The organism is Streptomyces sp. DH41, assembly GCF_029813785.1.
In the GTDB taxonomy this organism is placed as follows: Bacteria; Actinomycetota; Actinomycetes; order Streptomycetales; family Streptomycetaceae; genus Streptomyces.
In genome coordinates this window covers 468,933-490,380 of record NZ_JARVKY010000001.1, presented here as the reverse complement: position 1 = coordinate 490,380, position 21,448 = coordinate 468,933, and the positions used below count along the sequence as shown (strand labels likewise).

The 21,448-nt window shown below is 73.2% G+C and carries 17 protein-coding genes and 1 pseudogene; 10 read left to right on the top strand and 8 right to left on the bottom strand.

Going from position 1 to position 21,448, the window contains the following annotated elements; genetic code table 11:
• Window positions 1-22: 22 nt before the first annotated feature.
• The 3 genes from QC283_RS02125 to QC283_RS02115 are packed head-to-tail and all read right to left on the bottom strand — an operon-like array spanning window position 23 to window position 3,823.
• Complete coding sequence (locus QC283_RS02125) at window positions 23-1,651, bottom strand: hypothetical protein (RefSeq protein ID WP_279559563.1); 1,629 nt, start codon at window positions 1,649-1,651, stop codon at window positions 23-25.
• Window positions 1,651-2,973 (bottom strand): hypothetical protein, encoded by a 1,323-nt coding sequence (locus QC283_RS02120; protein WP_443032526.1) that lies wholly within the window; start codon window positions 2,971-2,973, stop codon window positions 1,651-1,653. Before QC283_RS02120 ends, QC283_RS02125 begins: the two co-directional genes overlap by 1 nt.
• Window positions 2,870-3,823 carry a phosphatase PAP2 family protein gene (locus QC283_RS02115; RefSeq protein ID WP_279559562.1) on the bottom strand — a complete coding sequence of 318 codons (954 nt, stop codon included), beginning with the start codon at window positions 3,821-3,823 and terminating at the stop codon, window positions 2,870-2,872. Before QC283_RS02115 ends, QC283_RS02120 begins: the two co-directional genes overlap by 104 nt.
• A gap of 197 nt (window positions 3,824-4,020) precedes the next feature.
• Here QC283_RS02115 and QC283_RS02110 point away from each other — a divergent pair, with 197 nt between their 5' ends.
• Complete coding sequence (locus QC283_RS02110; RefSeq protein ID WP_279559561.1) at window positions 4,021-4,617, top strand: histidine phosphatase family protein; 597 nt, start codon at window positions 4,021-4,023, stop codon at window positions 4,615-4,617.
• Window positions 4,618-4,731: 114 nt separating this feature from the next.
• Here the strand turns inward: QC283_RS02110 and QC283_RS02105 are convergent, their stop codons facing one another.
• Window positions 4,732-6,138 (bottom strand): hypothetical protein, encoded by a 1,407-nt coding sequence (locus QC283_RS02105; protein ID WP_279559560.1) that lies wholly within the window; start codon window positions 6,136-6,138, stop codon window positions 4,732-4,734.
• Window positions 6,139-6,437: 299 nt separating this feature from the next.
• Here QC283_RS02105 and QC283_RS02100 point away from each other — a divergent pair, with 299 nt between their 5' ends.
• Both QC283_RS02100 and QC283_RS02095 read left to right on the top strand, forming a co-directional pair.
• Window positions 6,438-6,830 (top strand): hypothetical protein, encoded by a 393-nt coding sequence (locus QC283_RS02100; RefSeq protein WP_279559559.1) that lies wholly within the window; start codon window positions 6,438-6,440, stop codon window positions 6,828-6,830.
• Between the two features lie 123 nt (window positions 6,831-6,953).
• On the top strand, window positions 6,954-7,823 hold the full coding sequence (locus tag QC283_RS02095) for a spermidine synthase (RefSeq protein ID WP_279559558.1): 870 nt from the start codon (window positions 6,954-6,956) through the stop codon (window positions 7,821-7,823).
• A 1-nt stretch (window position 7,824) separates the two neighbouring features.
• On the opposite strand, the gene QC283_RS02090 is transcribed toward QC283_RS02095, so the two are convergent.
• Window positions 7,825-8,400, bottom strand: a complete 576-nt coding sequence (locus QC283_RS02090; protein WP_279559557.1) for a hypothetical protein — start codon at window positions 8,398-8,400, stop codon at window positions 7,825-7,827.
• A 132-nt stretch (window positions 8,401-8,532) separates the two neighbouring features.
• Between QC283_RS02090 and QC283_RS02085 the strand changes: the two genes are divergently transcribed.
• Window positions 8,533-9,273 (top strand): response regulator transcription factor, encoded by a 741-nt coding sequence (locus tag QC283_RS02085; RefSeq protein ID WP_279559556.1) that lies wholly within the window; start codon window positions 8,533-8,535, stop codon window positions 9,271-9,273.
• Entirely contained in the window at window positions 9,270-10,706 is a 1,437-nt protein-coding gene (locus QC283_RS02080; RefSeq protein ID WP_279559555.1) for a sensor histidine kinase, read from the top strand. Before QC283_RS02085 ends, QC283_RS02080 begins: the two co-directional genes overlap by 4 nt.
• A gap of 159 nt (window positions 10,707-10,865) precedes the next feature.
• Here the strand turns inward: QC283_RS02080 and QC283_RS02075 are convergent, their stop codons facing one another.
• The gene (locus QC283_RS02075) at window positions 10,866-12,296 is read right to left on the bottom strand and encodes a GH1 family beta-glucosidase (RefSeq protein WP_279559554.1); all 1,431 of its coding nucleotides are present in this window, start codon (window positions 12,294-12,296) and stop codon (window positions 10,866-10,868) included.
• A gap of 151 nt (window positions 12,297-12,447) precedes the next feature.
• Window positions 12,448-13,491 (bottom strand): LacI family DNA-binding transcriptional regulator, encoded by a 1,044-nt coding sequence (locus QC283_RS02070; RefSeq protein ID WP_279559553.1) that lies wholly within the window; start codon window positions 13,489-13,491, stop codon window positions 12,448-12,450.
• Window positions 13,492-13,982: 491 nt separating this feature from the next.
• On the opposite strand from QC283_RS02070, the gene QC283_RS02065 reads away from it, so the two are divergent.
• The 5 genes from QC283_RS02065 (at window position 13,983) to QC283_RS02045 (ending at window position 20,691) form a co-directional block, all read left to right on the top strand.
• Entirely contained in the window at window positions 13,983-15,305 is a 1,323-nt protein-coding gene (locus tag QC283_RS02065) for an ABC transporter substrate-binding protein (RefSeq protein ID WP_279559552.1), read from the top strand.
• Window positions 15,306-15,868: 563 nt separating this feature from the next.
• Window positions 15,869-16,861 carry a carbohydrate ABC transporter permease gene (locus tag QC283_RS02060; RefSeq protein WP_279559551.1) on the top strand — a complete coding sequence of 331 codons (993 nt, stop codon included), beginning with the start codon at window positions 15,869-15,871 and terminating at the stop codon, window positions 16,859-16,861.
• 13 nt (window positions 16,862-16,874) lie between these two features.
• Window positions 16,875-17,792: a carbohydrate ABC transporter permease gene (locus QC283_RS02055; RefSeq protein ID WP_279559550.1), complete on the top strand. Its 918-nt coding sequence runs from the start codon at window positions 16,875-16,877 to the stop codon at window positions 17,790-17,792.
• 201 nt (window positions 17,793-17,993) lie between these two features.
• The gene (locus tag QC283_RS02050; protein ID WP_279559549.1) at window positions 17,994-19,454 is read left to right on the top strand and encodes a GH1 family beta-glucosidase; all 1,461 of its coding nucleotides are present in this window, start codon (window positions 17,994-17,996) and stop codon (window positions 19,452-19,454) included.
• A 178-nt stretch (window positions 19,455-19,632) separates the two neighbouring features.
• Entirely contained in the window at window positions 19,633-20,691 is a 1,059-nt protein-coding gene (locus QC283_RS02045) for a LacI family DNA-binding transcriptional regulator (protein WP_279559548.1), read from the top strand.
• A 159-nt stretch (window positions 20,692-20,850) separates the two neighbouring features.
• Here the strand turns inward: QC283_RS02045 and QC283_RS02040 are convergent.
• Window positions 20,851-21,315: pseudogene (locus tag QC283_RS02040) on the bottom strand (siderophore-interacting protein); the annotation flags it as partial.
• Window positions 21,316-21,448 lie beyond the last annotated feature (133 nt).

Here is a 21,448-nt window from a genome sequence, read left to right as displayed (position 1 = left end):
GGGACCGTGGGGGCCTCGGGGGTCATAGGACGTCCTCCTCCGTCTGGGCGTCGGCCGACTCGGGCACGGCGGCCGTCTCACCGGGCGGGCCGCCGTGCGTCCACGGGGTCCGGTCCGGGTCGGGCAGCTTCGCCCCGCCCCGCTGCTCGTGCTCGAAGAGGGTGAAACAGACCAGGTCGCCCTTCTCCGGCACCGACCCGGCCTCCGGCTCCTTGCCGCGGCCCATCTTGTCGACGATCCGCAGGACCAGCGCGCCCTCGTCCCCGTCCTCGGCCCCGCCCCCGTCGGCCGGTCCGACGTACTCCGCCGCCTGCGGCTTGCCGCCCAGTGACCGGTAGACCTTCACGCGCTCGCCCAGGTGCGGGCGGTCGTCCGTGCGGACCGTGACCAGCGGGCGCGGACTGGGCCGCTTGCTCTCGCTGTACGCCATCACCACGTCGGTGACCTCACCGGTGAACGCCTCACCGGACAGCCGCCGCCCGGCCATCACCAGCGGATCGTCCAGCGCCTCCTGGGCCTCCAGCCGGGCCTGTTCGCGCTCGCGGGTGGCGAGCTTGTTCGCCGCGGTCACCGCGTCGTCGCGGCGCGGCTGCGGAGGCTCACCGGACAGGATGCGGTCGCGGTGGGACGTGAACGACCAGCGGTCGCGGGTCCAGCGGTCCTCGACATGGGCGCCGGCGGGCAGCTCCCGCAGCAGGTCAAGGCCCCGCCACACCGTGTCCCAGGTGGGCCGCGTACGGCTCTCGACCAGGGTGCGGATCTCCTGTTCGGCGGCACTGAGCGCGCCGAGCCGTTCGTCGGCCTCCAGGCCGTCCTCGGCGGCGGCGAGCGCGGTGCGGGCACGGTCGTAACGCTCGATGGCGGGGGCGAGCAGCTTGTTGTCGAAGGCGGGGTCGGTCGCCGGGCCCGCGGGCGGGCACAGCAGCTGGCCGTCGGCGTCGCGGGCGAGTTCCGCACGGTGCGCGGCCTGTGCGCCGGTCAGTCCCGCACCGTCGGCCTCCGGGGCGATCCAGGCCAGCAGCGCCCCCAGATGCTGGTCCTCCAGCGTGGACTGCCCGGTCGCCCACTGCCGGCCCAGCAGGTCGGTCATGGCCAGCAGGAGGGAGGAGCCGGGTACCCGGGCCCGCTCGCCGTAGTGGGTCAGCCACCGGCCGAGCAGCGGCACCCTCGGCGGCGCGGGGTGCGGCGTCTCCGGGTCCTGCTCCGCCGTACGCCGGAAACGCATCGACCGGCCCAGCAGCCGCACGAAGTCGATACCGGCCCGGCTCGGCACGATCAGCTGCGCGGCGTCCGCGCACAGATCGACCTCGACCTTGACCCGCTTGCCCGACTCGGGGTCGGTCTCGGTGCGCTCGGCGGTCTCGACACTGTCGGCGTACGACTCGACGTGTGGCAGCACGATGCCGGCCAGCTCGGCCAGGAACGCGAAGCGCAGGTCGCGGTCGCGGGGCTGCGGGACGACCAGCAGATGCGGCGCGTCCCGGTCGGTGCCGACCAGCGCGCCGAGCGGGGCACCGGCCTCACCGGCGGTGATCAGCGGTACGAAGACAAGCGGACGGTCGGACAGGTGCCGGTGCCGGACGGTGGCGGCGGGCTGGGCACGGCCGGTGCGCACGGCCTCCAGACGGGCGAGCGTGGTGATCAGTGACATCAGGGCACCTCGCTCCCACCGGCTTCGCTGCCGCCGAGCCCGCCGGCGCCGAGCCCCATGCCGTCGTATCCGTCGTATCCGCTGGTGCCACTGATGGCGCTCCCGCCGGTTCTGATGCCGGCCGTCGCGAGCGCCTCCGCACGTAGCCGGGCCGCCCGGCGAAGGGCGGCCACCGCCGGATCGTCCGGGTCGCCGGCCTCCCCGTGGGCCGCCGCCAGCACGTCCTCCACCGTCGACAGACCACCGAGCTCGGCCCGTACCGGGCGGCCCAGCGAGGTCACCGCGCCGGCCTCGCGGGAGCGGCCGCGGCAGTGGAAGGCCAGCTCGCAGGCGGACAGGCACTCGGGCGCGTACGTCGCCGGGACCGACTCGACCGCCGCCGTCAGCTCCTCGGCCGGCAGCTCGGGGGAGAAGCAGACACCCTCGGGGAGCGTGTCGGCGATGTCCTCGATGCGGGTCAGACGGGCCAGCTGGCGGTCGGTGACCGCGCGCTGCTTGCGCACGTCGACGGCGGACGCGGTGGGCAGGTTGGAGAAGTCCTTCGGGCAGACGAGCAGCACCCGGTGGCGGACGCGCGGGGCGGGGTCCAGCCGGGCGGCGACCCGCTCCAGGGCCAGCACGTACACCGCGGCCTGCCGGGCGGCGGCGCCGACCTTCGCCGGGTCGGCGGAGCCGTCCAGCATGGGGAAGGACTTGATCTCGACGACCGTCCAGCTGCCGTCCGGATGCACCACGACGGCGTCCGGCTCCAGGAAGGCGGGGGAACCGGCGACATCGAGGGCGAGCATCGGGTGGTCGAGGAGCGTCCAGGTGCCGGGCGCACCTGGTGTGCCGGATGACTCGGGGGCAGCGGGTGTGCCGGTGGCCTCCCGCAGTGCCAGCGACGTGCGGGCCGCGCGGCCCTCGGGGCCGGTCGCGGACAGGTCCGGTACGTGCGCGCCGGCGGGCGGCTCGGCGTCCCGGTCCAGCTTCTCGTGCACGAGTCGCAGCAGCTCCGCGCCGCCGTCCGCCTTCACCCGGGCCTCGAAGGCGTTGCCCCGCGTGAAGGCGAACTGCGACTGTCCGAAGACCGACGGCGAGCCCAGCGCGCCGGCGAGCAGGCCCTTGTCCACCCCGGCACCGTCGAGGATCGCGCGCCGGCGGCACCCGGGGTTGGCGGCGAGGGCGGCCAGGGCGCGCGCGTCCAGCGCCTTGGCCGGTACGTCGGGACCGCGCAGCTCAGCGAGCCGGTGCCGGAGTCTCGTCCCCCGCGTCCGAGGGGGCGGGGTCCGGCTCGGCTCCCGCTCCGAACCGCTGCTCGCGCTGCCGTGGAAATCGCTCACCCGCGGAAGTCTGGCATCCACCACTGACAATCGCGGAACTCGTGCCGGCCGGGGCCTGCGCGGCGGGGGTGAAGCGGGTCACCAACCGGGCCCGCACCCGGTCCGCGCTCCGCAGCACGAACGGCGTCAGCAACAGTCCCGCGCCCATCACGGCCACGCCCGCGACCGCGTCGAGGAAGTAGTGGTTCGCGGTGCCCATCACCACGATCACGGTCACCAGCGGGTAGACGATGCCGGCCACCTTCGCCGTGCGCGTCCCGCCGTAGCGCCACAGCATCACGCCGCACCACACGGCCCAGCCCACGTGCAGGCTGGGCATGGCCGCGTACTGGTTGGTCAGCCCGCCCAGGCCGCGCGGCGCACTCGCCTCGGCGCCCCACCAGCCGTACGAGCTGTACTGGGCCATCGTGTCGACGAAGCCGTGGCTCGCGTCCAGCAGGCGGGGCGGGCAGGTCGGCAGCAGGGTGAAGCCGATGAGGCCGATGAACGTGGACGTCATCAGCCAGGTGCGGGCGGCCCGGTAGCGCACGGTGCGCGAGCGGAAGATCCAGATCAGGATCGCCGGGGTGACCCCGTAGTGCAGCGACGCGTACCAGAAGTCGGCCGGTATCCCGATCCAGGGATTGTTGGTGAAGAGGTCGTTGAGCGGGTGCTCCGCGTTGAGGAAGAGCACCTTCTCTATGCGCAGGATGGCCAGACCGTGGTCGACCGCGTCGGAGACGTCGCCCCGGACGAGGAGGCGGCCCGCGGAGTAGCAGGCGTACACGAGGACGATGAGCGGCAGCTCGGTCCACCAGCGCGGCCGAGGTTTCGGGGCAGCCTCGGTGCCCGGTGTCTCGGTGTGCGGCAATCCGATCGCCCTCCCCCTTCGTTCTCGCGCGCGCCTCGGAACGGACACGGGCGTGCCACTCTACGGCCTTCGTGCGCCCGCTTCACGGAGCGCCCTCGGACCTGGAAGACGCCCACATCGCCCGCCGGGTTGCCCGCGCACGACGTGCGCGATGATGGAGACGTCTCCTCCGACATTTCTCCCGGAAAGGCCCCTTCATGGCACCGCGCATCCTGTTGGCCCGGCACGGACAGACGGAGTGGTCGCTGTCCGGCAGACACACCGGCCGGACCGACGTGCCGCTCCTGGAAGAGGGCCGGCGCGGCGCCAAACTGCTCGGCGAGCGGCTGCACCGGGCGCCGCTGGAAGGGCTGCCCGGGGTCGAGGTACGCACCAGCCCGCTGGTCCGCGCGCGGGAGACCTGTGAACTCGCCGGCTTCGGCGAGCGCGCCCGGACCTGGGACACGCTGATGGAGTGGGACTACGGGGCGTACGAGGGCATGACGCCGGACGAGATCCAGGCCGTCCGGCCCGGCTGGCTGATCTGGCGGGACGGGGTCCCGGAGGGCGAGAGCCTGGCGGACGTCACCGCGCGCGCGGACGAGGTGGTGGCGTGGGCGCGTGAGGCGGACCGCGACGTCCTCGTCTTCGCCCACGGGCACATACTCCGGTCGATCGGAGCGCGGTGGCTGGGGCTGCCGCTGGACTTCGCGGCGCGGATACGGCTGAATCCGACGTCGCTGTCGGTGCTGGGATGGGCGTACGGGGAGCCGGCGCTGGAGAGCTGGAACGACCTGGGGCACTTGGCGGGCTGACGTCGGCGGGCTGACGCCGCCGCCGACCGGTGCGGGGGCCGACGCGTGGCCGGGGGGCGCGGGCGCCGCCCTGAGAAGGCGGCAGGACTGCCCCCGGCCGTGTGCGGACGGCGCTCACGCCGTCCGTGGCAGGGACGCGTGGCGGTCCAGGAAGGGCGATACGCCCGAGGCGCGGCGGTGGGGGAGGAGCACCCGGGCCGTGCCGGCCAGCATCGTGTGGATGCGGGACGACTGGACCTCGCCCAGGAGGTCCAGGACCCGCATACCCGCCCCCGCCGCCTCGTCGGGGCGACCGCCGCGGGCCAGGTCGTCCGCCAGTTCCGCCGAGTACAGCGCGAGGTTGCGGGTGAAGTGCGGGTCCTGCAGTCCGGCCGCCCGACGCGCGTGCCGGGCCGCCCGGGGCCAGTCGCCGAGGGTGGACCAGCACTGGGCCTCCAGCCCCTCCAGCTCGGCCTCGCCGTAGAAGCTCATCCACTCGGGGTCGGCGTCCGAGGAACCTCGTACGTAGAAGGCCTGGGCGCGGGCCAGCGCCTGCTCGCAGCCGACGCGGTCGGCGAGCCCCGCCCAGCCGCCCGCCTCGCGCAGCGCCAGCAGGGACATCAGCCGGGCCGAGCCCAGCGGCCGGGCGGCGCGCTGCGCGGCCTGGGCCGCCCGTACCGCCTCGCGCGGCCGGCCGGCGTCGCGGGCCAGGAACGCCATGTTGCAGAAGGCGTGCGCCTCCAGGCCCGCGTCGCCGGTCATCCGGGAAGTGGCGAGGGCCTCGGCGTAGTGCGAGCGCGCGTCGTCGAAGCGTCCGGAATCGTGCGCCAGCCAGCCCACGGAGATCGCCAGCTCACCGGCGCCCGAGTAGAGCCGGTCCGCCGTCGCCTGCCGGGTCGCTCCGGCGTCCAGCAACGCGTACGCCGTGCGCAGCGGGGCTGCCGCGCGCCGGTAGAGACCGTCCGCGCCGTGCCGGTCGTCGAGCAGCCGGATCCGGCGGACGGCGTCTTCCAGGGCGCCCGCGTCGCCCGCCCCGGCCCGCCGCACGGGGCGCTGTGCCGCCGCGGCGTCGAGGGCGAGCCCCAGGGGGCCCAGCGAGGCGGCGGCCGCCGTGGCACCGCTCGTCATGAATGCGCGACGCAGCACGTCGCTCTCCTCGTTGTCGTTGTCATGCCTGTCGTACGGGTTCTGCGTGTCCTGCGTCTCATACGGCTCGTCCGCCCCTCTCGTCTCACTCGCGGTGCGGGTCCGGCGTCCGCGTACCGACGAGCGGGGCGCGAACCCCAGGTCGGTGAGCGTCCGGCCGGGGAACATGTGGAGGAACACCCGCTCGTACGCGTAGTTCGGGCAACGGATCTCGCCCGCCTCGACCCGTCCGACGTAGCGCGCGTCACAGCTGACCCGCTCGCCGATCTCACGCGCGGCCCTGCGCACCGCCGCCGCGAACTCGGCCGGCGAGCGTTTTCCGCGCAACCGCCGGAAGGCCAGGTTCGGCCGCTGGGGCCGTTCGGGCTGGGCGGAGGTCACCATTGACGACGCCATGGCCGGGTCCTCTCGTGCGAACCTGCGAACCACATGCCGGGACAGGGACGGGTTGTGCGGATCTCTCCGTCTGTCAGCCCTGCTTCCGGCGAGCAAGAACGTACCGGCTGTGACGGAGCGGCCACGCGGTGTTTGGCTACAAACCGGATATCTCACGCACGATCCGCCATGAAGTGCCATCCTTTGCGGCTGATTCGTGCCGTAGCCGTTGACGGTCCGAGGCGTTGAACCCTGTGGACCGGGAGGCTCCCGACTCCCGATCCGCTCGTCCAAGGAGGAGTTCCGTGGTGGAGGCCGGGATGGATACCGGACGGATCAGCGATCACCCCTGCGACGCCTGCGACGTCGTCACCGTGCCGACCCGGCAGGGTCTGGAGGCGGTCGACATCCTCAGGCGAGGCACCGGTGAGGGGGTGGGCCCGGTGATCCACGACGACGGCTGCGACACCCTGGGGTTCCTGGTACCCCCGGGCACGGCCGCCGCCTGGGACGTGCCGGGAAGCACCTGCACGGAGACGGACGGCCGCGGACCGCACGTCGACCCGGCTCCCGAGCCTCCCGAGCCCCCCGTGGAGGGCTCGGACTGGTTGCTGCCGCCGGGCGACGCCGACCTGGCCACCGACCCCGCCGTGCTGCGGGCCGCGCTGGGCGAGGCGGCCCGGCTGATCGAGGCCGCGGACAGCTGCCGCTGAGCTGCCGCGGTGCCGCCGGACTGCCGCGGTGCGCGGGGGCGCCGGGTGCCGGACCCGAGACGCCGGGTGCCGGGTGCCGGGACAGCCGGCAGGGCGTCCCGCGGGTGCGCCGATAATGGACCGATGGGAAAGTCCAGGAACGCCCGTCGCGGGCGCGCTGCCGTCGAAACCGTCACCGAGAACGTCGACGGCGGGCTCGCCGAGCTGGTCCCCGACCGGGAACGCACCAGGGCCTGGACGCTGCTGATCGACGGCGCCCCGCAGTCGCACGTCGACCTCGACGACCCGGCGTTCCTGTCCTTCGAGTACCAGCGCCGCCTCGGGCACGTCATCGACCTGGCCGCCCCGGCCGGCAGACCCCTCCAGGCCGTACACCTCGGCGGTGGCGCCTTCACCCTCGCCCGCTACATCGCCGCCACCCGGCCCCGCTCCACCCAGCAGGTCGTCGAGAAGGACGCCGGCCTCGTCCAACTGGTCCGCCGGGAGCTTCCCCTGGACCCCGGCGCGCGGATCCGGGTGCGTTCCACCGACGCCCGCGCCGGGCTGGCCAAGGTGCCCGACGGCTGGGCACAACTGGTCATCGCGGACGTGTTCAGCGGGGCCCGCACCCCCGCCCACCTGACGTCCACCGAGTTCCTCGACGAAGTCCGGCGCGCGCTCGCGCCCGGCGGGATCTTCGCCGCCAACCTCGCCGACGGCCCGCCGCTCGCCCACCTGCGCGGCCAGATCGCCACCGCCGCCGACCGCTTCCCGGAACTCGCCCTCGTCGCCGACCCCGCCGTGCTGCGCGGCAAACGCTTCGGCAACGCGGTCCTCGTCGCCTGCGACCACCCGCTGCCGGTCGCCGAACTCACCCGCCGCGCCGCCTGTGACCCGCAGCCGGCGCGCGTGGAGCACGGCCGCGCGCTGACCGACTTCACCGGCGGCGCCGCACCCGTGGAGGACGCGGCGGCGGTGGCCTCCCCGGCGCCGCCCCCGTCCGTCTTCCGGTGACTCAGTAGTTCCCGATCTCCACCCGGGGCGCCGAGTCGTGCCAGGTGCAGAACACCGACACCCGGTCCGCGCCGGAGGTGAACTCCACCCGGATCCAGGACTCCGTCTTCCACACCTGCATCGACCAGCCCGCGCCCGGCGTCGCCGACACCAGGGACGCGGACGACGTACCGAGGTCGAACACCGCACGGCCGCCCTCGGTGTCGTAGCTCCTGACCCGGCCGGACGCGGTCGGGGACGGATCGGGAGCGGCGGGAGCGGTGGCCGTCGCCGTCCGCGACGGAGCGGGCCTCGGCTCGCGGGGTGTGCCGCTCGGCGTCGGCGACGGACTCCCCGACGGGGACGGCCGCCTGGTGGAGGAGGCCAGCGACTCCGAGCCGCCGTCGCCCTTTGCCGCGTCCGATTCCCGCGAGTCGCGCACGGACGCGTCGGCCGCCGTGATGGGCAGGGCGCGGGGCCGGTCGTAGGCCGTGCCCGCCATCACCGTGTGGACACCCCACCACGACAGCGTGACCGCGGCGCCGGTGGCGAGGAGCCAGGCGAGTACGTGTACGAGTCCTCTGCGCATCGCGGCCATACTGCCTCACGCGTCACACACGTGTCGCCCGACAGAAGCGGAACGGAGACGGAACGAGGCCAACCCGGGGGCGGGGCCGTGGTTGTCCACAGGCCCGCACCGGCCTCGACCGCATGGCGTACGGTGCCGCCCATGGCAAGTGTGCTCGTGGTCGAGGACGACCAGTTCGTACGCTCGGCGCTCATCCGGCACCTGACCGACGCCTCGCACACCGTGCGCAGCGTCGGTACGGCGCTGGAGGCGCTGCGCGAGGTCGCCCATTTCCGTTTCGACGTGGTGATCCTCGACCTCGGACTGCCCGACCTGGACGGCTCCGAGGCGCTGAAGATGCTGCGCGGCATCACCGACGTACCGGTGATCGTCGCCACCGCCCGGGACGACGAGACGGAGATCGTACGGCTGTTGAACGCGGGAGCGGACGACTACCTCACCAAGCCGTTCTCCGTGGAGCACCTGTCGGCCCGGATGGCGGCCGTACTGCGCCGCGCCCGGACCGGACCCGCTCAGGCGGCCCCGTCGACCGTCATCCGGGTCGGCGGCCTCACCGTCGACCCGCTGCGCCGCCAGGCCGAACTGAACGGCGTACGGCTCGACCTGACCCGCCGGGAGTTCGACCTGCTCGCCTTCCTGGCCGGCCGGCCGGGAGTGGTCGTCCCCCGCAAGGAACTGCTCGCCGAGGTCTGGCAGCAGTCCTACGGCGACGACCAGACCATCGACGTCCACCTGTCCTGGCTGCGGCGCAAGCTCGGCGAGACCGCCGCCCGGCCGCGTTATCTGCACACCCTGCGCGGTGTCGGCGTGAAACTGGAGCCGCCCACGGAGCCGCCCGCCGGCCCGGCCGCCGGTCCGCCCGGAGTGGAGCCGCCACGATGAGGTGGGCCCTGGTCAAGGTGTCGCTCGCGGTCACCGCGATGGTCGTGGTCGCCTTCGCGGTCCCGCTCGGACTGGTCATCCGGGAGATGGCCCGCGACCGCGCCTTCTCCAACGCGGAACGGGAGGCCGCCGCCGTCGCCCCGGCACTGTCCATCACCACCGACCGCGAGCAGTTGGAGCGTGTCGTCGCCTCCGCCGGCTCGGACGCCGGGATGGCCGTGCACATACCGGCGGCCGGCGAGGAGAGCGGCGGCCCGGACGGCACGGCGCGCGGCGGTGCCGACATCGGCCGGCAGCGCGCCACCGACGAGGACATCGCCGCCGTACGCGAGATGGGACGCGCCTCCACCACGGAGGTGTCCGGCGGCTCCACGCTGCTCCAGCCGGTCGCGCTCAGCTCGGGAGAGATCGCCGTCGTCGAGGTGTACGTCCCCGAGTCCGAGGTCACCAACGGCGTCGGCACGGCCTGGGCGGTGCTCGCGGCGGTCGGCGCGGCCCTGATCGTCGGCTCGGTCGCGGTCGCCGACCGGCTGGGCGTACGGATGGTGCAGCCCGCGCGGCGCCTGGTCGAGGGCGCGCACGAACTGGGGGAGGGCAAACTGGGCGCACGGGTGCCCGTGGAGGGGCCCAACGAACTGCGGCTCGCGGCGGTCGCGTTCAACTCCATGGCCGACCAGGTCGTCCAGCTCCTGGCCAACGAGAGGGAGTTGGCCGCCGACCTGTCCCACCGCCTGCGCACCCCGCTGACCGTGCTGCGGCTCAACGCCGCCTCGCTCGGCGAGGGACCGGCCGCCGAACAGACCCGGGCCGCCGTCGAGCAGTTGGAACGCGAGGTCGACACGATCATCCGCACCGCCCGGGACGCCAAGCCGCAGACGGCCGCGGCCGGTCCCGGCGCCGGGTGCGACGCGGCCGAGGTGGTCCGGGAACGGATGGCGTTCTGGTCCGCGCTCGCCGAGGACGAGGGCCGCAAGTGGCGGGTGGCCGGCGCCGACCGGCCGGTGCGCGTACCCGTGGCCCGCGCCGACCTGGCAGCCTCCCTCGACGCCCTGCTCGGCAACGTCTTCCGGCACACCGCCGAGGGCACGGCCTTCGCGGTCGACCTGCACAACGGCGAGGACGCGGTGATCGTGCTCGTCTCGGACGCGGGCCCCGGCATAGCCGACCCCGAAGCGGCGATGGCCCGCGGCCGGGGTTCCGGCAGCGACGGGTCGACCGGACTCGGCCTGGACATCGTGCGCCGGCTGGCGGAGTCGACGGGCGGGGACGTACGGATCGGCTCCTCCGTCCTCGGCGGCACCGAGGTGCGGATCTGGATCCAGCTGGACGGGCGGGCGGCGCCGGTACGGCGGCGCGGACACCGGGGGGCCGTACGCCGCCGTAGGCAGCCCCGGCCGGCCCCGACCACTCAGGTGACGTCGACCGGTCGTTGACATCGCGTTCCAGTTCCCGCGTCGGCCGGCGGGCAGTCCGGTGGCCGGGCCGGCTCCGGGTCCGCGGACGGGGCGCGGCACCCCCCGTCGGCTGCCGCGCCCCGCGTCCGTCCCCCTGTTTTCCCCGTCCCCCTGTTTCCCCGTCCTCCCCGGACGGGGCTACTCGGCGGCCGACTCCACCGGCGGCAGCGACCCCGTGCGGGCCGCCCGCCCGTACCAGAGGGCGCTCGACTTCGGGATGCGCTCCTGGGAGGCGTAGTCGACGTACACCGCGCCGAACCGCTTCTCGTAGCCGTAGGCCCACTCGAAGTTGTCCAGCAGGGACCACAGGTAGTAGCCGCGGACGTCGGCGCCGTCGGTGATGGCCCGGCGGACCGCCCGGAGGTGGCCGTCCAGGTAGGCGACCCGCTCGGGGTCGTGCACCGTGCCGTCCGCGCCGGGCTTGTCGTCGTAGGCGGCACCGTTCTCACTGATGTACAGCGGCAGGCCGGGAGCCTCACGGTGGTACCGCATGATCAGTTCGTGCAGGCCGGTCGGGTCCACGCTCCAGCCCATCTCCGTACGCTCGCCCGGCGGCTGGTGGAACGCCACGTCGTCCGCGGCCGGCCACGGCGAGTGGTCGCTCTCGCCGTGTCCGCCGGAGCTGCGGACGCGCGAGTCCGCGTCCGCCGCCGACACCACGGTGGGCGTGTAGTAGTTGAGGCAGATCGCGTCCAGCGGCTGGCGGATCAGCCCCAGGTCGCCGTCCTCGACGTACGACCAGTCGGTGACCGGTGCCGTCGCCTCCAGCAGCGTCTGCGGGTAGGCGCCGTGCAGCATCGGGCCGTGGAAGATCCCGCCGGACAGGTCGTCGATCTTCCGCGCCGCCGCCAGGTCCGCCGGCTGCTGCGACAGCGGCCGGACGGCGGAGGTGTTGAGGCTGATCGCCACCGAGTTGCGGGCCGGCATCACCGAACGCAGTGCCACCGTGCCGAGGCCGTGCGCCAGGTTCAGGTGGTGCGCGGCGCGCAGCGAGGCGGCCGGGTCGGTACGGCCGGGGGCGTGCACACCGGAGGCGTAGCCGAGGAAGGCGGCGCACCACGGCTCGTTGAGCGTGATCCACTGCTCCACCCGGTCGCCGAGCGCCTCGCCGACGATCTGCGCGTACTCGGCGAACCGGTAGGCGGTGTCCCGCTCGGGCCAGCCGCCCGCGTCCTCCAACTCCTGCGGCAGATCCCAGTGGTAGAGGGTGACGGCCGGCTTGATCCCGGCGGCCAGCAGCTCGTCCACCAGGCGGCGGTAGAAGTCCAGGCCGCGCTGGACGGCGGGGCCGCGGCCGGTCGGCTGCACGCGGGGCCAGGAGATGGAGAAGCGGTAGGCGCCCAGTCCCAGGTCCTTCATCAGCGCCACGTCTTCGCGGTAGCGGTGGTAGTGGTCGACGGCGATGTCACCGTTCTCGCCACCGGCCGTCTTCCCCGGCGTGTGGCTGAAGGTGTCCCAGATCGAAGGGGTGCGGCCGTCCTCGCGCACCGCGCCCTCGATCTGATACGCCGAGGTCGCGGCGCCCCACAGGAAGGCGGGAGGGAAGGAGACAGGACGTGGTTCAGGCATGGAATCGCTCCCACGGGTCGGGTACCTCATTATGCATGGGAGCGCTCCCACAATAAAAGCCCACTCCGTGACCGCACTTCCCCCACCACTTGTCCCGTCGCCCGTCGCCCGTCGCTCCCACGGCCCGTCGAGGCGCGGCGGCAAGGTCCCCTCAGGCCGACTCCCGTACCACCAGCCGCGTCGCCAGGACCACTCCGCGGTGCCCCGAGCCGCGTTCGGCGATCTCGTCCAGGAGGAGGTCCGCCATGCTGCGGCCCATCTCCTCCAGCGGCTGGCGGACGCTGGTCAGCGGCGGGTCGATGTGCCGGGCCACGATCGAGTCGTCGAACCCGACCACGGCCACGTCGTCGGGCACCCGCAGGCCCGCCGCGCGCAGTTCCAGTACGGCGCCGGAGGCCATCACGTCCGAGGCGGCGAACACCGCGTCCAGGCCGGGGCGCCGGCGCAGCAGTTCCCGCATGGCCGCGCGTCCGCCCTCCTCGGTGAAGTCGCCGTCCGCGACCAGGTCCTCGTCGACCGCGACACCCGCGTCCCGCAGGGCGTCGCGGTATCCGGCGAGGCGCTCCCGGGCGGCCTCCATGTCCAGTGGTCCGGTGATGGTGCCGACGACTCGCCGGCCGCCCGCCAGCAGGTGCCGGACGGCGCTCCCGGCGCCGCCGCGGTTGTCCGCGCGGACGTGCCCCAATGTCTCCCGGTCACCGCGCCGGCCGGCCAGCACGGTCGGGATGGCGAGCGCCTCCAGTTGGTCGGGCAGCGTGTCGTCGCTGTGCACCGCGACCATCAGCACCCCGTCCACGTGCTGCCCGGACAGATAGGGGGCGAGTCGCGCGTACTCCTTCTCGTCGCGCACCATCACCAGCAGCAGCCGCATCCCGGCGCTCGCGAGCCCGGCGGACACCCCCCGGATGATGCCGGAGAAGTACGGCTCGGAGAACAACCGCGTCTCGGCGTCGGGGACCACGAGCGCCACGGAGTCGGTGCGCCGGGTGACCAGGGAGCGGGCGGCCGGGTTGGGGACGTAGCCGAGCTCGGCGATGGCCTGCTCCACGGCCGCGCGGGAGCGGTCGCTGACCTTGGGCGACCCGTTGATGACCCGGGAGACCGTGCCGCGGCCGACGCCGGCGCGGGCGGCGACGGCGTTCAGGGTCGGGCGCCGGACGTCCGCGGCGGGGGGCGGCGGTTCGGCAGGGCGCATCGTTCACCTTCCGGTGCTCTGTGGGGGGCTGGCCTCATTCTGGCCCAGAAATGTCCGGTGACTCCCGAACGGGCTCCCGCGAGCCCTCCCCTGTTGGTTAACTCGCCTGTGACCTGCGCGAATTCGGGATGTCACGAGCTGTTGTCCCCACGGGCGCGGGGCACGGTGCGACACATTCCCATGACGCGCGGAACACGCTTGGGCAACAACGCCGTTTTCAAGTCTTGACACCTGGCCCGGCACCAACCAGTCTTCGGGGCAAGCCGCGTGGGAGCGGTCCCACGAAGTTCCGGGACTGGCTCCCGTGTGGACCGAAGCACCATCGGCCCTTCCCTCCACCTCGCTTGGCACATCGTTGACCAGCATCTTCGCATCGCGCACCGCGTTGCCCCGGGCTGGCCGCTGCTCGAACCGAGAGGGCAGGTCTGGACCGTCGATCCCGGCGGTCTGATTCCTGAGATCCCGTTCCCACTGGAACAAGGAGTAGTGGAATGCGTATCACCCGAACCGGCGGCGGTCGCGGCCGCAGCGCAGCGGTCCTGACCACGTCGGTCCTGACGGCCTCCGCGCTGCTGCTGACCGGCTGCAGCAGTGACTCGGACTCCTCGGACTCCTCGGAATCCGACGGGAAGATCACCCTCAAGGTGTCGGACTACGGGCAGTTCGGCTACAAGGAGGCCGGCCTGTTCGAGAAGTACGAGGAGCTCCACCCGAACATCAAGGTGGAGGAGGAGACGACCTCCAACGAGCAGGACTACTACCCGAAGCTCCTTCAGCAGCTGAACTCGGACAGCGGCCTCGGGGACGTCGTCGGAGTCGAAGTCGCCCGTATCAAGGAGGTCGTCGACACCCAGGCGGACAAGTTCGTCGACCTGAAGGGTTCGATCGACGTCGGCCAGTGGCTCGACTGGAAGGCCAAGCAGGCCACCACCAAGGACGGCGCGGTCATCGGCGCCGGTACCGACATCGGTCCGATGTCGCTGTGCTACCGCAGGGACCTCTTCGAGAAGGCGGGTCTGCCGACCGAGCGCGAGGAGGTCGGCAAGGCGGTCGACGGCGGCTGGGAGGACTACATCAAGCTCGGTGAGCAGTACAAGGAGAAGGCCCCCGAGGGCACCTTCTTCATGGACTCCGCGAGCGCCATGTTCAACGGCGTCGTCAGCTCCTCCGAGCAGCAGTACTACAACGCCGAGGGCGACCCGATCTACAAGGAAAACCCCACGGTGCAGAAGGCCTGGGACCTGGCCGCCGAAGCCGCGGACAAGAAGCTGAGCCAGGGCCTGCCGCAGTTCCAGGACCCGTGGAAGGCGGCGCTGCGTTCGGGCAGTGTGGCCAGCGTCGTGTGCCCCGCCTGGATGGCGAACCAGATCATGACCTACTCCGGTGACGACTACAAGGGCAAGTGGGACATCACCAGCGCGCCCGGTAAGACCGCGGCGAACTGGGGCGGTTCCTTCCTGACCGTGCCCAAGAGCGGTAAGCACGTCAAGGAGGCCACCGAGCTGGTCAAGTGGCTGACCGCGCCCGAGCAGCAGGCCGCCGTGTTCAAGGCCGTCGGCATCTTCCCGTCCAACCAGGGCGCGTACGAGCTCCCCGAGGTGAAGGACGGCAAGCTCCCGTACTTCAACAACGCCCCGGTCGGCCAGCTCTACGCCGAGGAGGCCAAGAGCATCCCGGTGGCCGTGCTCGGCGCGAAGGACGGCCAGATCAAGGACTCGATCTCCACGCAGATCAACAACATGGAGCAGCGCGGCACCGACCCGGACAAGGCCTGGGATGCCGCGACCGAGACGATCGACAAGGCCATCGGCTGACCCCGGCCGGTGCGGGCGGCTCCACCGGCCGCCCGCACCGCGCGCCCGCGGGGCCCCGGCATGACGGCGGTCCCCGCCCGCGGGCGGGGGCGTCCGCAGCAGATCCGGCCGTCCGCGGCGGGTCTGCTGCCCGGTGTCCGGAGGCACTCCCGAGGCACGGGCACCCGCCCACGCGCGTTCCTCCCCGACACGGGAGGGTGCCCCGGCCCGCCGGGAGCGCGCGGGAGGGCCGGTCCCCGGGGTCGAACGCCCCCGAGGACCATCCCGCCCGCATCCGTACAAGGCCCCGGTGACCACACGGCCCGGGGCCCGAGCCCCGTCCTCCCGGCCTCCGCACCATTCCGTCCCGCCGGCCGCGTTCCCGCCCGACCCCGGTCACCTTGGCCCGCGTGCCCCGGCACCCGGCGCCGGGGCTCCGGCCGCACCCACCTCAGGCCTCCGTACGGCCCGCCCGGCACCGTGCCGGTCCGCGCGGGGCGGAGGAAGGGGCGGGACGGGCGCCCGCCCCGCCGTCCCGTCTCCTCGCCCTACCCGGCCCGACCTCCCAGGGAAGGACTCCCTCCGTGGCAACGACAACCCCCACACGGGGTGCCCACACCCCGCCCACCGGCGGCTCCGGCACCGCGTCCAAAGGGCGCAGCACATGGCGTGCGCGCCTGTGGCGCCTCGACGACAAGGCGTCCCCGTACGCGTACATCGCCCCGTTCTTCCTGATCTTCGGCGCGTTCGGGCTCTACCCGCTCCTCTACACCGGCTGGATCGCCCTGCACCGGGTGGAGATGACCAGTCTCGACCAGTCCGAATGGGTGGGCCTGGAGAACTTCACCACCATCCTCCAGGACTCCGAGTTCTGGACGTCCGTCTCCAACACCTTCATCATCGGCGTCATCTCGACCGTCCCGCAGCTGCTGGTCGCGCTCGGCCTGGCCCACCTGCTCAACTACAAGCTGCGCGCCAGCACCTTCTGGCGCACGGTGATCCTCACCCCGTACGCCACCTCGGTGGCGACCGCGGCCCTCGTCTTCGCCCTGGTCTTCCGGGCCGACGGCGGCCTCCTCAACTGGGTGCTGAGCCTCGTCGGTGTCGAGAGCATCGACTGGGGCAACGGGCACTGGTCGTCCAAGATCGCCATCGCGGTCATGGTGATCTGGCGCTGGACCGGCTACAACGCCCTGATCTACCTGGCGGCCATGCAGGCCGTGCCGAGCGACCTGTACGAGGCGGCCTCCATCGACGGCGCGTCGCGCTGGCAGCAGTTCATCAAGGTGACCATCCCCTCGCTGCGGCCGACGATCCTGTTCACGATCGTCATCTCGACCATCGGCTCGATGCAGCTGTTCGGTGAGCCGCTGCTGCTGCAGGGCGGCACGCTCGGTTCCGTCGGCGGCAGTGAACACCAGTACGAGACGCTCAGCATCTACCTCTTCAACTACGGATGGAAGCTGGGGCACCTCGGCCCGGCCGCGGCCGTGGCCTGGGCGATGCTCGTCCTGCTGCTGCTCATCGCCCTGATCAACTGGATCGTCAGCCGGTACGTGCGCAAGAGCGCGGCCTGACGGGAGCGACACGATGACCACGACAAGCCCCCTCAAGACCTCGTCGAGCCCCACACCGGCTCCGCCTCCCGCCCCCGCTGCCAAGGGCCGCCGCCTCAAGATCGGCGCCGGCCAGCAGCTGAAGGGCGGCCCGCTCACCTACGTCGCCCTCGCCGTCGTCGGCCTGGGCTCCCTCTTCCCCCTCTACTGGACGCTGGTGGCCGCCTCCCACGACCAGCAGCGCGTCCTCGACAGCCCGCCGCCGTTCATCCCGGGCGGCAGACTGTGGAGCAACATCGAAGCGGCCTGGGAACAGGCCAACCTCGGCAAGGCCATCGTCAACAGCGTCATCGTGTCCACGAGCATCACCGTGGCCACGCTGTTCTTCTGCACGCTGGCCGGCTACGCCTTCGCCAAGATGCGTTTCCGCGGCCGCGGCGCGCTGATGACCGCGGTCATCGCCACCCTCACCATCCCGCCGCAGCTGAGCGTCGTGCCGCTGTTCATGATGATGTCGGACATCGGCTGGGGCGGAGAGCTGGAGTCGGTGATCTTCCCGACCCTGGTCGGTGCCTTCGGTGTCTTCTTCATGCGCCAGTACCTGATCGAGGCCCTGCCCTACGAACTCATCGAGGCGGCCAAGGTGGACGGGGCGAGCAACTTCCGCATCGTCTGGGCCGTCGTCCTGCCCGTCGCCCGGCCCGCGATGATGGTGCTCGGCATGCTCACCTTCGTCCAGGCGTGGAACGACTTCTTCTGGCCGTTCCTCGCCCTGAGCCAGGAGAACCCCACCCTCCAGGTGGCGCTCGGCCAGCTCAGCGCCTCCTACACCCCCGACCAGAGCATCGTCATGGCCGGAGCGCTGATCAGCACGCTGCCGCTGCTGGTGGTCTTCGTGGTCTTCGGCAAGCAGATCGTCGGAGGCATCATGGCGGGCGCCGTCAAGGGCTGACACCGGACACCGACCGCCGTATCCGGACGGGCCCGCCCCGCACGCGGGCCCGTCCGCCGCACCCGGCAGGCCCGCCCCGCACGCGGGTCCTGCCGGGCCGGGGCCCCTCCCCGCGCACCGACCCCGCGGCCGGCCCCGCCTTCCCACCCCACCGGGCCCACTGCCCGGTCCTTCTCCACGCCATTTGGGAGCGTTCTCACCATGACCGCCGTACGACCCGAGACCACTGCCCAGTCGGCCTCCGACACCTCCTTCCCGACAGGTTTCGTCTGGGGCACCGCCACCGCCGCCTACCAGGTGGAGGGCGCCGCCGCCGAGGACGGCCGCACGCCCTCCATCTGGGACACCTTCAGCCACACCCCCGGCAAGGTCCGCAACGGCGACACCGGTGACATCGCCGCCGACCACTACCACCGGTACCGCGACGACGTGGCGCTGATGAAGGACCTCGGCCTGAAGGCGTACCGCTTCTCCGTCTCCTGGTCCCGCGTCCAGCCCACCGGCCGGGGCCCCGCCGTCGAACGCGGCCTGGACTTCTACCGCCGCCTGACCGACGAACTCCTGGAGGCGGGGATCACCCCCGTCGCCACCCTCTACCACTGGGACCTGCCGCAGGAGCTGGAGGACGCCGGCGGCTGGCCGCACCGCGACACCGCCGACCGGTTCGCCGACTACGCCGGCATCATGGCCCGCGCCCTCGGCGACCGCGTCGGTGTGTGGACCACCCTCAACGAACCGTGGTGCAGCGCCTTCCTGGGCTACGGCTCCGGCGTGCACGCCCCCGGCCGCACCGACCCCGCCGCCACCCTGCGCGCCGCCCACCACCTCAACCTGGCCCACGGCCGCGCGGTCGGCGCGCTGCGCACGATCCTGCCGGCGTCCGCGCAGACCTCCATCACGCTCAACCTGCACCAGGTCCGCCCCCTCACCGACACCCCCGGGGACATCGAGGCGGCCCGCCGGATCGACGCGGTCGGCAACCGGGTCTTCACCGGCCCGATCCTCGACGGCGCCTACCCCGAGGACCTGATCGCCGACACGTCGCACCTCGTCGACTGGAACGAGCTGGTCCGCGACGGCGACCTGGCCGAGATCTCCCGGCCCATCGACGTGCTCGGCGTCAACTACTACTCGCCGACCGTCGTCTCCCGGCCCGCGGACGGCGCCGGCGCCACCAAGAACGACGGCCACGGCGCGAGCGACCACACCCCGTGGACCGGCGCCCAGGACGTCGCCTTCCACCTCGCCAACGACGACGTCACCGCGATGAACTGGGCCATCGACGCGGACGGGCTGCACACCCTGCTGACCGGCCTGGCGAAGTCCCACCCGGGGCTGCCGCTGATGGTCACCGAGAACGGTGCCGCCTTCGACGACTACATCTCCCCCGAGGGCCGGGTGAACGACCCGCAGCGCGTCGCCTACCTCCACTCCCACCTGGACGCCGTCCGGCGGGCCATCGCCGACGGGGCGGACGTCCGCGGGTACTTCCTGTGGTCGCTGCTGGACAACTTCGAGTGGTCGTACGGCTATTCCAAGCGCTTCGGCGCCGTCTACGTCGACTACTCCACCCAGCGCCGCATCCCGAAGACGAGCGCCCACTGGTACGCCGACGTCATCCGGCACAACGCGCTGCCGGCCGCGGCCGGCGGACAGGGCTGACGCACCGGTCCGCCTCCGCCGAGGGGAGCGCCGCCACCCGCCGGCCGCGCCCCTCGTCCGCCGCCGGCACGGCGGGGGAGGACCGTCCCGGCCCCGGCACGGACAACGGGGGTCGGGGAGGGCAGCGCCGGGGCTGTTACATTCCAGGCCGGACAGCTGCGAAGGGAAGGCGACGACCATGGCGGTCAAGGGTGGGGGGAGCCGGGGCGTCAGACGTCCGACCCTGGAGGAGGTCGCCGCCCGGGCCGGTGTCGGCCGTGGCACCGTCTCCCGGGTGATCAACGGCTCGCCCCGGGTCAGCGACACGACCCGGGCGGCCGTCGAGGCGGCCGTCGCCGAACTCGGCTACGTCCCGAACACCGCCGCCCGCGCCCTGGCCGCCAACCGCACCGACGCGATCGCGCTGGTGGTCCCCGAGCCGGAGACCCGCTTCTTCGCCGAGCCGTACTTCTCGGACATGCTGCGGGGCGTCGGCGCGGAGATCTCCGACACCGAGATGCAGCTGCTGCTGATCTTCGCGGGCAGCGACCGGGAGCGGCAGCGGCTCGCCCAGTACCTGGCCGCGCACCGGGTGGACGGCGTCCTGCTGGTGTCGGTGCACGCCGACGACCCGCTGCCCGACATGCTGGCCCAGCTGGAGATCCCCGCGGTCATCAGCGGTCCGCGCTCGGCCCGGGAGCCGCTGGCGTCGGTGGACTCGGACAACTACGGCGGCGCCCGCTCGGCCGTCGAGCACCTGCTGTCCCGCGGCCGCCGCCAGATCGCGCACATCACCGGCCGCCTCGACGTCTACGGCGCCCAGAGGCGCGTCGACGGCTACCGCGACGCCCTGCGCGACGCCGGCCATCCGGCGGACGAACAGCTCATCGCGGCGGGGGACTTCAGCGAGGAGGGCGGGCGCCGCGCGATGGCGGAACTGCTGCGCCGCCGGCCCGACGTGGACGCGGTCTTCGCCGCCTCGGACGTCACCGCGGCCGGCGCCCGGCAGGCCCTGCGCGAGGCGGGCCGGCGCATCCCGGACGACGTGGCGCTGGTCGGCTACGACGACTCGGCCATCGCCCGCCACATGGAGCCGCCGCTGACCAGCGTGCGGCAGCCCATCGAGGAGATGGGCCGCGCGATGATAGACCTGCTGCTGACCGAGATCGCGGACCGCCGTCCGGCGACCTCGCGGGGGCCGGAGCAGCGGCACCAGACGGTGCTGGCGACGGAGCTGATGGAACGGGCGTCGTCATGACGGCGCACGGACCGGGGACGGGACGCGGGCCGTCCTGACGGGGCCGGCCCCCTCGGCGGAACCTCTCAGCCGGTGACCTCTCGCGAGGTCACCGGCTGACGTGTGGGAGGCGCGGTGGGTGGGAGGCGCGGCGGGTGGGAGGGCCGGGCCCGTGGCGCGTCAGGCGCGGCGCAGTACCGTGGCCTCCGTGCCCCAGCCGAGGGCGATGACACGGTCGACGTACCAGCCCGTCCGCTCCGCGAGAGCGGCGATCGCGGCGGAGTCGCGCAGGGGGCCGCCGGTCGCGGCGTACGCCTGCAGGGCCGCCTCGGCCGCGTGCGGGCTCAGACCGTCGGGACGGGAGGCCTCGACGACGATCGCCGTCGCCGCCCAGCCGGCCAGCTCCGTGAGCAGGTGCGCGGCCTCGCGGTCGGTCCGGTACGCGAGGGCCTTCGCGGCGACGGCGACGTCGGCGGGCCCCGCCGTCCAGTCGATCCGCTCCGGTGCCTGGACGCACTCGCGCAGGACCGCGGCGGGGACGTCGCCTTCCGCGACACGCAGCCGTGGCCGGCGTCCGGCGTCGTCGAGGGCGGCGGCGACGGACACGCTGCCCGGCCCGGTGAGCAGGCAGGTCCCGACGCCCTCGTTCCCGAACCGTTTGCCGCTCTCTCCGTCCGCCTGCACAAACCAGCGTGCCGCCTCCCAGCGCTCACGCCACTGCGATTCGGACAACTGCGCGGCGGGCAGGTGATGCCGGGTGCGCGCCAGGTGCTTGCCA